This is a genomic window from Halanaerobium salsuginis (genome assembly GCF_900114545.1).
Classification (GTDB): Bacteria; Bacillota; Halanaerobiia; order Halanaerobiales; family Halanaerobiaceae; genus Halanaerobium; species Halanaerobium salsuginis.
This window is the reverse complement of sequence record NZ_FOTI01000015.1, coordinates 1-12,584: the sequence shown is the minus strand read 5'-3', so window position 1 is coordinate 12,584 and position 12,584 is coordinate 1. Positions and strand designations below refer to the sequence as shown.

General features: G+C 33.0%; 9 protein-coding genes. All 9 read left to right on the top strand.

Annotated elements, in window-relative coordinates:
• Positions 1-101 precede the first annotated feature (101 nt).
• The 9 genes from BMZ74_RS06460 (at position 102) to BMZ74_RS06420 (ending at position 12,188) form a co-directional block, all read left to right on the top strand.
• The gene (locus BMZ74_RS06460; protein WP_089861212.1) at positions 102-959 is read left to right on the top strand and encodes a 3'-5' exonuclease family protein; all 858 of its coding nucleotides are present in this window, start codon (positions 102-104) and stop codon (positions 957-959) included.
• Complete coding sequence (gene glmU, locus BMZ74_RS06455) at positions 952-2,313, top strand: bifunctional UDP-N-acetylglucosamine diphosphorylase/glucosamine-1-phosphate N-acetyltransferase GlmU (protein ID WP_089861210.1); 1,362 nt, start codon at positions 952-954, stop codon at positions 2,311-2,313. The genes BMZ74_RS06460 and glmU overlap by 8 nt, the downstream gene beginning before the upstream one ends.
• Before the next feature lie 40 nt (positions 2,314-2,353).
• Positions 2,354-3,295: a ribose-phosphate diphosphokinase gene (locus tag BMZ74_RS06450; RefSeq protein WP_089861311.1), complete on the top strand. Its 942-nt coding sequence runs from the start codon at positions 2,354-2,356 to the stop codon at positions 3,293-3,295.
• Between the two features lie 135 nt (positions 3,296-3,430).
• On the top strand, positions 3,431-4,090 hold the full coding sequence (locus BMZ74_RS06445) for a 50S ribosomal protein L25 (RefSeq protein WP_089861208.1): 660 nt from the start codon (positions 3,431-3,433) through the stop codon (positions 4,088-4,090).
• Between the two features lie 70 nt (positions 4,091-4,160).
• Positions 4,161-4,715 carry an aminoacyl-tRNA hydrolase gene (gene pth / locus BMZ74_RS06440; RefSeq protein WP_089861206.1) on the top strand — a complete coding sequence of 185 codons (555 nt, stop codon included), beginning with the start codon at positions 4,161-4,163 and terminating at the stop codon, positions 4,713-4,715.
• 175 nt (positions 4,716-4,890) lie between these two features.
• Positions 4,891-8,373, top strand: a complete 3,483-nt coding sequence (mfd, locus tag BMZ74_RS06435; RefSeq protein ID WP_089861204.1) for a transcription-repair coupling factor — start codon at positions 4,891-4,893, stop codon at positions 8,371-8,373.
• Between the two features lie 51 nt (positions 8,374-8,424).
• The gene (locus tag BMZ74_RS06430) at positions 8,425-10,056 is read left to right on the top strand and encodes a putative polysaccharide biosynthesis protein (protein WP_089861202.1); all 1,632 of its coding nucleotides are present in this window, start codon (positions 8,425-8,427) and stop codon (positions 10,054-10,056) included.
• Positions 10,057-10,128: 72 nt separating this feature from the next.
• Entirely contained in the window at positions 10,129-10,992 is an 864-nt protein-coding gene (gene mazG / locus BMZ74_RS06425; RefSeq protein ID WP_089861200.1) for a nucleoside triphosphate pyrophosphohydrolase, read from the top strand.
• Positions 10,993-11,036: 44 nt separating this feature from the next.
• Positions 11,037-12,188 carry a D-alanyl-D-alanine carboxypeptidase family protein gene (locus tag BMZ74_RS06420; protein WP_089861198.1) on the top strand — a complete coding sequence of 384 codons (1,152 nt, stop codon included), beginning with the start codon at positions 11,037-11,039 and terminating at the stop codon, positions 12,186-12,188.
• Positions 12,189-12,584: the final 396 nt, after the last annotated feature.

Here is a 12,584-nt window from a genome sequence, read left to right as displayed (position 1 = left end):
TTGACAAAACAGCTATTCTCTGTTATACTGCAAGCGATTAAAGGCTATAATGGAATATTAGTGCCTGTTTATATCTAATTAGATTTGAGGGATAAAAGTAAATGCAACCATATGTAATGAGTAGTGATCTTTATCGATTTAAGCTGGCCCTGGTGGTTGGTCGCGGAAAACGTTTAAAAAAAATAATGCGCAAATATCCAACTGAAAAAAAATTCAAAAATGCCAGCAGTGATGATATAATAAAATTAATTGGAGCTCGTAATCAGCCTGATCTACTGGATAAATTATTTTCCCTTGATTCATTATATGACGAACTTGTTACTTTTAAAGCTAATCCTAACTGGAGCAAAAGACCTCTAGCCAGAAAGATAATGGCAATTGATACTGAATATTATAAAAGTAAACTTGATTTAATTCAGTTTGTTGTACAGGAAAATAATCAGATTATTGATTCAGGAATAATTTTTACGAATGAAGATATAGCTCCTGCTTTAAGTCCTGAAGCAGGTATAACAAAACTGCGTGAGATTATTGCTGCACATCAGCCGGAAGTTTTAGTAGGTCATAATTTTAATTCTGATGTTGTAGTTCTAGAGAGTGCTCTGGGAAAAAGAATTCCTGAACTTTATTTTTATGATGATACAATGGATTTAATGTATTATAGTAATTTAGCTAATATTTTAGGATGTGCTGGTTTGAATGATACTGTAAATAAATTATTTGCTCATCAAGCGCCTGATCTTGATACTGCATATTCTAAGCCAGCTTTTTTAGTTCACTATGGATTGCAGGATGCTCTTTTTACACTATTAATTAGAGAGTACATAATGTATGGTGATTTTTCGAGAACAGAATTTGACTTTGAAATTAATCAAATTATTAAAGCTGAAAGTGAAGAACTATTTGATAACAGAATTAGGCTTTCACTGCTTAATAAGGGAGGGTTAATTGATGGATGACTTATTAACTATAATTCTGGCTGCTGGTAAAGGTACCAGAATGAAATCAAGCCAGATAAAAGTACTCCACCCAGTAGCAGGTAAGACAATTATCAATCATGTTATTACAGCTCTGGATGGTTTACAGAGCAAGATTGTTAATGTGATTGGATATCAAAAAAATGAAGTTCAGACAGAATTGGATAAAATAGCTGGTGTTGATTTAAATTATGTTATTCAGGAAGAACAGCTGGGAACAGGTCATGCAGTTAAACAGGCTGCAGAATATATTAAAAATCATCAGGGACCAGTTTTAATTCTTTATGGTGATACACCTTTACTGAAGCAGAAAACTCTGGCTAAATTTGTTGCAGAACATTCTAGTAATAGTAGAGATTTAACTATTCTGACTGCTAAGCTCGCTGACCCGACAGGTTATGGTAGGGTTATAACAGATCAAAAAGGTAGTTTGAGTAGAGTAATTGAAGAAAAAGATGCAGATCAAAAAATAAAGCAAATTAAAGAAATTAATAGCGGAGTTTATTGTGTAGATAGTAAGTTGTTGATTAGTTTTTTGAATAATATGGACAATAATAATGCTCAACATGAATACTATTTAACAGATTTAATTGCTTATGCAGCTAAAAAAAATTGCCAGACAGGTAGTTATCTAATTGAAGATCCAGCTGAAATAATCGGGATTAACACTCGAAAACAGCAGGCTGAAGCTGAAGAAGTACTTAGAGCAAGAATTATAGAAAAACATTTTAATAATGGTGTTACAATTATTGATCCAGCTACTACTTATATCGATGTTGAAGTTGAAATTGAAAATGATGTAACAATTTATCCCTTTACCTATCTGGAAGGGAAAACTACAATTGCTTCTGGTTCAGTAATAAATCCTCATTGCCGCTTACAGGATGCAGTAATTGCTGAAAATGTCAATTTATTATCTAATACAGTTATTATATCAAGTTCAGTTGGAGCTAGATCTAATATTGGTCCTTTTGCTTATTTAAGACCTGGATCAAAAGTTGGCCAGGATTGTAAAATAGGAGATTTTGTTGAGCTTAAAAAAACTACCGTGAGAGATGGAGCTAAAGTTCCTCATTTATCTTATGCTGGTGATGCTGAAATTGGAGAGCGTACTAATATAGGAGCTGGTACAATTTTTGCTAATTATGATGGAAAAACAAAATCAAGAACTAAAGTTGGTAAGGATGCTTTCATTGGCAGTGACTCTATTTTGATCGCTCCTTTAAATATTGGTGATAATGCCAAAACTGCTGCAGGATCTGTTGTAACCAGAGATGTGAAAGAGGGCACTACTGTGATGGGAGTACCTGCCCGAATTTATAAATCATCAGATTAGGGGAATAATTATGAAAAGGATTAATCTGGGAGGCCAGAAGATGTCTAGTTATAGTGAACAGCTAAAAATTTTTGCTGGTAATTCTCATCCTCAACTTGCTCAAGATCTTTGTGCTTACTTGGGGACTGAGCTTGTTCATGCAGATGTTAACAGATTTAGAGATGGTGAAATTGGAGTCAGAACTTATGAAACTGTACGAGGGGCAGATGTCTTTGTTATTCAGCCAACTTCTCCTCCAGTAAACGAGAATCTGATGGAATTATTAATTATTATTGATGCTTTAAGGCGAGCTTCTGCCAGGCGAATAACTGCAGTGATTCCTTATTATGGATATGCTAGACAAGATCGAAAAGCACGACCTCGTGATCCGATCACATCTAAATTAGTTGCTAATCTATTAACTACAGCTGGGGCCAGAAGAGTTTTATCAATTGATTTTCATGCTCCCCAAATCCAGGGATTTTTTGATATACCAGTTGACCATCTTTATGCTTCTCCGATTATGGTCGATTATTTTAAAAATTTTGAGCGATCTGATTTAATAGCAGTTGCACCAGATGTAGGATCTGTAAAAAGGGTGCGTTCTTTTGCTGAAAGTTTAAATATTCCAATGGCAATTATTGATAAGCGCCGACCAAAGCCTAATGTAGCAGAAGTCATGAATGTAATCGGAAAAGTTAAAGATAAGAATGTTATTTTGCTTGATGATATTATTGATACTGCAGGAACTATAACAGCGGCAGCAGAAGTATTAAAAGAAAAGGGAGCAAAAGATGTTTATGCCTGTGGTACACATGCACTTTTTTCTGGACCTGCTATTAAAAGACTTAAAGCTGCCCCAATTACTAAGATTATTGTTACTAATACCATTGCTCAGCAAGACCATGATTTAGAAAATTTAGAGGTATTATCAGTAGCTCCTTTAGTAGGAGAAGCAATTGATAGGATTTTTAAAGATTTGTCAGTTAGTGTATTATTTTAGATATTTTTTTTAAAAGGCTTGCTCAAATTGAGCTTTGATGTTATAATAAAATTTGTTATGTCTTATTTATTGTAAACCTGCCAGTAGATTAAACTAGCTGGCTTGAAATTTAATTTATGCAAGGAGAGGATAGTCATGGAGAGACATTCTATTAAGGCTGAACTGAGGACTGAAACTGGAAAAGGTGTAGCTCGTAAAATTAGACGAGAAGATCTTATTCCTGGTGTTGTTTATGGAAGAGGAAATGACCCTAGATCTATTAAAATAGATCCACTGGATATTGAGAAACTTCTCCATTCAAATGCTATCTTTGATCTGACTTTTGTCGGAGAAGATGGAGAAGCAGCAACCGTAATTATTAAGGATTTTCAGAAAGATGTAATTAAAGGCAATTTGCTTCATGTTGATTTTCAATTTATTTCTATGGACGAAAAAATTACTGTATCTGTACCACTTCATTTAGAGGGCGATGCTTTAGGTGTACGTGATGGTGGAGTATTACAGCAATTAATACGTGAAATTGAGATTGAGGCTCTTCCAACTGAAATACCGGAAGAAATTACTCTTGATATTTCTGAACTTGGTATGGGCGAATCTTTAGCAGTAGCTGATCTTGATTTACCAGATATTGATCTGGTAACAGATAGTGAAGAAGTTATTGTAACAATTGTTGCACCTACAGAAATGGTTGTTGAAGAAGAGGAAGAAGAAGACGAAGACTTCTTAGAACCAGAAGTTATTGGTGAAGAAGAGGAAGAAGCTGACGCAGAAGCAGAAGCTGAACCAGAAGAATAAAATTAAAGTAAAAATACAGGCACAGTCATTTTGCGACTGTGCTTGAATTTACTTAGTTGGAGGGTAAACTTTGAAGTTGATAGCTGGGCTTGGTAATCCAGGAGAAGAGTATTCTCTGACCAGGCATAATATAGGATTTATGGTTATTGCAGAATTAGCTGAAAAATACTCTGTTAATAGCAGTTTTAAATTTGATGGTCTAAATGGTGATTTTTTCTTTGGGGGAGAGAAAGTACTGATCTTTCAACCAATGAAATATATGAATCGCAGTGGGGGGCCACTGTTGAAAATAGTTAATTATTATAATTTAGAACCAGCTGATTTATTAATTGTTCATGATGATCTTGATCTTAAGCTGGGCCAACTTAGATTTAAAAAAGATGGTGGTAGTGGCGGACATAATGGGATTAAATCTATTATTAACAGTCTGGGAACAAAAGAATTTAAGCGTTTAAAAATTGGTGTTGGTAGACCACCAGAAAATGTTCCTGTTCCAGATTTTGTGCTGAGTAAGTTTCATGGCAAGGAAAAAAAACTTGCTTTTGAAACCAGTCAAAAAGCAGTTGCTGCAATAGATACTTTTTTAAAAGATGGAATTATAAAAGCAATGAATAAGTTTAATTGATAAGCCCGTACATTCTGATGTAGGGGCTATTTTGCCATTTTTAATACTAAGTAAATTTATACTATAACTATCTGTTAGCTATTTTGATTATTTACATAATTAATCTATTTATACTTAGTAGATTTATAACTAACAAAGTTTATACTGGAATCCAACTAGACTAAGGAGTAAACAAATGGAATTTAGAAATTTATTAGTAGAAAATCAGAAATTTAAAAAAATTGCCAAAAACATTAATAGCTCTGCTAGTTCAATATCTGGATTAAGTGGTAGTAGAATATCATATTTTGCTGTTAATTTCTTACAGACAACAGATCGGGATGTTGTATTTTTTTTACCAGATAATTATTATTTGCAGCAAATGCAGGAAGATTTAATTAGATTAATTGGTAAAGATGATTTTCTTGTTTTTCCAGAAGAAGAGATTCTACCGCATGAACAATTAATGCCAGACTTAACAACTATGAGTGAAAGAAGTAAAGTGCTGACAGAATTAGTTTTTGCTGATAGTTCTAAAAAAAAGATTATTTTAACTACTCCTGGAGCAGTTTTTAAAAAACTCCCACCTTATAAAGTTTATCAAGAGAACAGTTTAAAAATTAAAGTTGGCATGGAATTAAATTTAAAAGAATTCAGTCAGCAATTATTTGCTCTTGGTTACCAGCGGGAAGAAATGGTGGAAGCTCCAGGTCAATATAGTATTAGAGGTGGGATTGTTGATATATTTACTTTACTGGCAGAATGTCCTGTTCGCTTGGAGTTGTTTGGTGATGAGGTTGATTCAATCCGAGAAATTGATTTGCAGGCAAGAAGATCAAAAAACAAAATAGAAGAAACAATTATCCCACCTTTTGCAAATCTGGTGATTAATCAGCAAATTGTTGAAAAAGCCTATCCGAAAATAGAAGCTGCCTATAGTCAAGCAATAAAAAGTCTAGAGAAAAATAATTATAGTAAAGCAGCTAGCTATTTGCAGGGAAAAGCTGCTGAAATATTAGAAAATTTACAGGAAAAACGGAGATTTCCTGGTTTTGAACAATTTCTACCTTTTTATTATCAAGCTCCAGCTAATTTCTTTGATTATTTGTCAGAATCGATTATTTTTGCTGTAAGGCCAGATAAGATAAAGCAGCAAAAAAATGAATATTATCAGGAGATTGCAAATAATTATAAGAGATTATTGGAGCAGGGAATGATTATTCCAGAATATCTAGATAATTTCATCTCTGAAAATGAATTTTCCCAACAGGTAGCTAAAAATAAAATTGTTAGTATAAATTCAGCTTTTAATCAAAATGAAATTTTAGAAAACGAAATTCATTTTGATACTGCTACTTTAGAACCGTTTCATGGACAGTTAGAGTTATTTAGCGAAAAAGTGATTAAATTACTTAAGCAAAAATATAAAATAGCCATTACTTTAAATTCTGCCAGTAAAGTGCGTAGAGTAAAAATGTTTTTAGAAGAAAAAAATCTTGTGGTTGGCACTGATTTTTCAGAAAGCAGAATAGTTCTTTTGGCAGATAGTCTGGCAGAGGGGTTTCTATTTAAAGATATAAAATTAGCTGTTTTTAGTGAAAAAGAAGTTTTTGGCAGTGAACAAAAACGAAAACGCAAAATAGGTGACTTCGAAGATGGAGTAGCAGTAGCAAGTGTTAATGATCTTAAAGCAGGAAATTATGTAGTTCATGAAAATCACGGGATTGGTAAATATCTTGGTGTGAAAACTCTAGAAATACAGGATCAGCATAAAGATTATCTTGTTTTGAAATATGCTGGTGAAGATAAACTATATGTACCTACAGAAAAGATTGATCTAGTACAAAAATATATTGGTTCTGATTCTGGACGACCAAAACTTTATAAATTAGGTAGTAGTGATTGGAAAAAAGTTAAAGAAAAAGTCCAGCAGTCAGTAAAGGAAATGGCAATTGGATTATTAGAGTTATATGCAGAGAGAGAAACATTAACTGGATATCAATTTCCAGCTGATGATGTCTGGCAGCAGGAATTTGAAGATGCTTTTCCATTTGAAGAAACTCCAGATCAAAAAAAAGCTATTCAGGCAGTGAAAAAAGATATGGAGTCAACTAGTCCAATGGATAGACTTTTATGTGGAGATGTTGGTTATGGAAAGACTGAGGTAGCTATTCGAGCAGCTTTTAAAGCAGCATTAGCTGGAAAACAGACTGCAGTTTTAGTTCCTACTACAATTTTAGCCCAGCAGCACTATAATACTTTTGCGGAAAGAATTAATGAATTTCCAGTTGAAGTTGGCATATTAAGCCGCTTTAATTCAGCAGCTGAACAGCGTCAAACACTAAAAAAGTTGATTAAAGGGGAAATAGATATCTTAATTGGAACGCATCGGTTGCTTTCAAAAGATGTCATTTTTGCTGATTTAGGTTTATTGATTATTGATGAAGAGCAGCGTTTTGGTGTTACCCATAAAGAAAAGCTAAAAGATTTAAAAAGAAATGTTGATGTTTTAACTTTAACAGCTACTCCAATTCCAAGAACATTACATATGGCTTTAGTTGGAGTTAGAGATATGAGTTTAATTGAAACTCCACCTGAAAATAGGTATCCAATTAGAACTTTTATTAAGGAGTATAATAGAGAATTAATTGCCAGTGCAGTTAGAAGAGAATTAGCTAGATCAGGTCAGATTTATTTTGTGCACAATCGTGTAGCAGATATAGAAAAAATAGCAGGCAAATTACAGCGAATTATGCCTGAAGCAAAAATTGCTGTAGCACATGGTCAGATGAATGAAAAGCGGCTTGAAAAAATAATGTATGATTTTTATCATCATCAATTTGATATTTTAGTATGTACAACTATTATTGAAACAGGACTTGATATCCAAAATGTAAATACAATTATTATTAATCAGGCAGATAAGATGGGGTTATCACAACTTTATCAGCTGCGTGGTAGAGTAGGTAGAACTAATAGAATTGCCTATGCTTATTTGCTGTATGAGAGGGAACGTATTCTGCCAGAAGTAGCAGAAAAACGTCTGGAAGCAATTAAAGAATTTTCTTCTTTAGGATCAGGATTCAAAATTGCAATGCGAGACTTGGAGATAAGAGGAGCAGGTAACCTGCTTGGTCCCGAACAGAGCGGTCATATAGCAGCCGTTGGTTTTTCTCTTTATACAAAATTGCTTGAAGGAACTATTGAAGACTTAAAAGGAAATAATGATCGGCAGCAGTTGTCAGTTGAAGTTGATCTCAAATTTGATGCTTATTTACCTGATGAGTATATTAAATATGAAGCTAGAAAAATTGAGATTTATCAGAAAATAAAATCTATAAAAAATGAACAAGATGCTACAGATGTAATTGATGAATTAATCGATCGATTTGGAGAGCCACCAATTGAGGTGATGAGATTAATTAATACAGCACGTATTAAATTTTTAGCAGCAAATTTAAATATTAATTTAATCAAAGAAGATGGAGCTAAAGTTAAATGCCAATTTATTAATTCAGATCTAGTAGATGGCAGGAAATTAGTTAAGTTTAGAGAAAAATATAAACGCAGGATTAAAATAAAAGCTGCCAAGAAACCTCAAATATTAATTAAATTTAAAGACAGAAATAGAATTGACCAGCAGTTATATAGAATGTTGCAGGAACTAAAACAGCTTTAAATAGGTTTAAAATCTTAATTAAATCTATAAATAAGCTGAAAGGAGTTTTAAATGTCAGGAAATAAAAAAGGAAGTTTTATCAAAGGAGCAGCGATCTTAACTGCAGCAGGTCTGGCAGCTAGAGTAATGGGATTTGTTTATCGAATTATTTTAACCAGGATAATTGGTGCAGAAGGTATGGGACTATATCAGATGGCTTATCCTATTTACACAACTTTACTGGTTGTTTCAAGATCTGGAATTCCAATTGCTTTGGCTAAATTGATTGCTGATAAAATAGCTGCTTCAGAGAAAAAGGCTGCCTATCAGATCTTTAAAGTTGCCAGGCGAATGAGTTTCTTTATTGGACTTTTAATTTCAATACTTATGGCTTTAGTAGCTAAGCCACTGCTTAATTTATTATCGCTAGATCCTCGAGCCTATTATGCAGTAATAGCGATTTCGCCAGCTATTTTTATTGTTTCTATTATGGCTGCTTATCGTGGCTTCTTTCAAGGTATGCAGGATATGGTTCCGACTGCTATTTCTCAAATTTTAGAACAATTTATTAGAATGATTACAATGATTAGTCTGGTAATCTTTTTAGTGCCAACGGGAATTAAATTTGCAGCTGCAGGAGCAAGTTTTGGAGCAGTAAGTGGTTCTTTGGGTGGACTATTGGTTTTATTTTTTATATACTATAAACGGAGAGAAAATATTTTTTCTTTCTTGGCCAGGGGTGAAGATCAGCTAACAATTAAATCAGGAACAATTGTTAAAGATATTGTAACTCTAGGTGTTCCAATTACGCTGGGAGCACTAGTAATGCCTTTGATGAGTTTAGTTGACTTAATTTTTGTTCCTCATAGATTACAGGTAGCCGGTTATCTTGTTAATCAAGCTACCAGACAATATGGAATGTTATCAGCTGTAGCAATGCCGCTTGTTAACTTTCCGACTATAATTACTGTTTCATTGTCAGCTAGTCTTGTGCCGGCAATTGCAGAGGCATTTACTCTGGGAAGAAAAAAACTAATTAATTATCGGACACAAACTGCTTTGAGGTTGACTGTTTTGATATCACTGCCAGCAGCAACAGGTTTATTTATGTTGGCTGAACCAATTACTGATATTATATTCTCGGAACCAGGGGCGGCTGTTCCACTGCGTTTTGTCTCCTGGGGAGTATTTTTTATTGCTTTACAGCAGACAAGTACAGGGATTTTAAATGGTATTGGAAAAACTTCATTACCAGCTCGTAATTTGGCGCTGGGGGCTTTGTTTAATGCAGTTATTAATTATACTTTAACTGCTTTACCTGCTTTTGGAATTCGGGGAGCTGCTCTGGGGACAACTATTGGTTTTGCAATAGCTGCTTTTTTGAATTTATATTATGTCAAAAAAGAAAGTGGATTTATAATTGATTTTAAAAGCCTTATTTTGAAACCGATTATTGCTGTTTTATTAATGGCAGGTTTTGTCAAGTTAGCTTATTTAGGTGTTTTCATTCTGCTAACTAAGCTTAATTTTATTTATGCTTATCAATTTACAACTATTGCAGTTATAGTTATGGCTGGATTTATTTATTTATTTATTTTGTTATTATTAAAAGAAATAAAATATAATGATCTGGCAGTTATGCCAGCTTTTGGGGAAAGATTAGCTTCCTTGCTGCTAAAAAGGGGATTGCTGGAGGAAGAGTAACTAATCTTTATTATTTGCTAATAAATATATTGCTCTAAAATGAGATTGACTAAATACTGAGGAGGATTTAGATTGCAAGCCGATAAGAAAGCGAAAATTTTAACGGAATTAGAAAAAGTAATAGATCTAATGGAAGTTTTAAGAAGTCCAGATGGCTGTCCCTGGGACAGAGAACAAAACTATGATTCTCTTACTTCTAATATAATTGAAGAAGCCTATGAAGTTGTTGAAGCAATTAAGTCGCAAGATATTAATTCTTTTAAAGAGGAATTAGGAGATTTATTATTACAGGTTATATTTGAAGCTCAAATTGCTGCTGAGGAAAATGATTTTGATTTAGGAGATGTGGCTAGAGTTTTGAATGAAAAATTAATTAGGCGCCATCCTCATGTTTTTGCAGATAAAGAGGTAGACAATCCAGATCAAGTTTTAAAGAATTGGGATGCTATAAAAGAACAGGAAAAAGAAGTTCAAGACATTCAACCTTCTTTAGTTGACAAGCTTGATCAAGGACAAACTGCCCTAAATCAGGCATACCAAATTCAAAAAATAGCTGCTAAAGTTGGTTTTGATTGGAAAAATTTAACTCCTGTGCTTGATAAGATAGAAGAAGAACTTGCTGAATGTAAAGAGATTATGGGGGTTCTACCAGATAATTCTTTGTTTTCTAACCAAAATAAAGTAAATTCCGAAATTGATAATTCATTAGTTCAGGCAGAACTGGAGTCAGAAATTGGTGATCTGCTTTTTGCGGTTGTTAATTTGGCTCGATTTAAAAAAATAAATCCTGAAGTTGCTCTGGTAAAGACTATTTTGAAATTTAAAAGTAGATTTAAATATATAGAAAGAAAAGTTGCAAAAAATAGTTCTGATTTTAAAAACTATAATCTGGCAGAACTTGATGAATTTTGGAATCAGGCTAAAAAAAATGAATAATAATAAATAAAATTAAAAACAAATAATCTATTAGGAGGATTAGAATGAGAAATAAATATATTGTTTTAGCTATAATAGCTAGCATTTTGTTAACTTTTACAGTAGTTATTCCAACTGCTGCTTTTGATATTAAACCTGATTCAGCTATTTTGCTGGAAGAAGATACAGGACAGGTTTTGTTTGCTAAAAATGCTGATCGTAAATTGCCACCAGCAAGTATTACTAAGATAATGACTTTGTTAATTGCTATGGAAAAAATAGAAGCAGGAACTATTTCACTTACAGATAAAGTTACTATTAGTCGTTTTGCGGAATCAATGGGAGGCTCGCAAATATATCTTGCTGCAAATACTCAAGTTGAATTAGAAAAACTTTTAGAAGCGATTACAATTGCTTCTGCTAATGACGCAAGTGTGGCTGTGGGAGAATATATTGCAGGTACATATAGTAATTTTGTTGCTATGATGAATGATAAAGCAAAGCAACTAGGAATGAATTCCACTAATTTTGTAAATTCAACAGGTTTACCAGAACCGGATCATTATTCAACAGCAAGAGATATTTCAATTATGGCAAGAGAATTAATTAAACATGAAAAAATATTAGACTGGTCATCAATCTGGACTAAAACTATTCAGCTGCCAAATAGAGAGGCTATGCTGGTTAATACTAATTCATTAATTAATAAGTACCCTAGTATGGATGGTTTAAAAACTGGTCATACTGATGCTGCTGGATATTGTCTGGCTGCTACTGCTAAAAAAGGAGATACCAGACTTTTGTCAGTTGTATTGCAGGGAGAAACACTCAACGATCGTGAAGAAGCAACGATCAGATTATTAGACTATGGTTTCAACGCCTTTTCAAAACGAAAGATTGCTACTGCTGGGGATAAAATTCAAAATATACCAATCAGACAGGCGGCTGATAAAATAACAGTTGGTGAAGTTAAAACTCCACTTTATGTTATGGTGCAGAAAGGCCAGGAAAGAGAAATTTCTCAAAAAGTCAATCTTAAAGAGAATTTAACAGCTCCAATTAAAAAAGGAGAAGTTCTGGGAGAGTTAACTGTATATAATAATGATAAAATTTTAGGCAAAACAGATGTTATTGCTTCTACAGATGTAGCAAGGGCAAATATTATTGTGCGACTCTGGCGTAAGTTAATATCATTTATAACAGGATTTTTCTCTTGAAGAAATCTTTAAGATAAAACCTTGAATTTAAGAGCTCTGAAAAATAAGTAGTATGGGAATTATATCCTGTGCTGCTTATTTTATTTTTTATATAATTAGAAAGCTTTTTACTCATATTAATCTTATATTATATGATTTATGACATTTTTAATTTATCTATCATAAAATTATTTTAAATAAACTCCAAAAACTTCTTGACAGTTATAAAATTAAATGTTACTATATTAAACGTTGCAGCAAGAATATCATTTGTTTAACTGTAATTATTATCTTCTTTTTTAAAGTAAAAACATCTTGACAAGAGAGGGTAAAAGTGGTAATATAATATATGCCGCTGAAAAGCAGAAGAATGAATTTTTCGGCCGCAATAAATTATCTTAAAAAGTTCTTGACAAA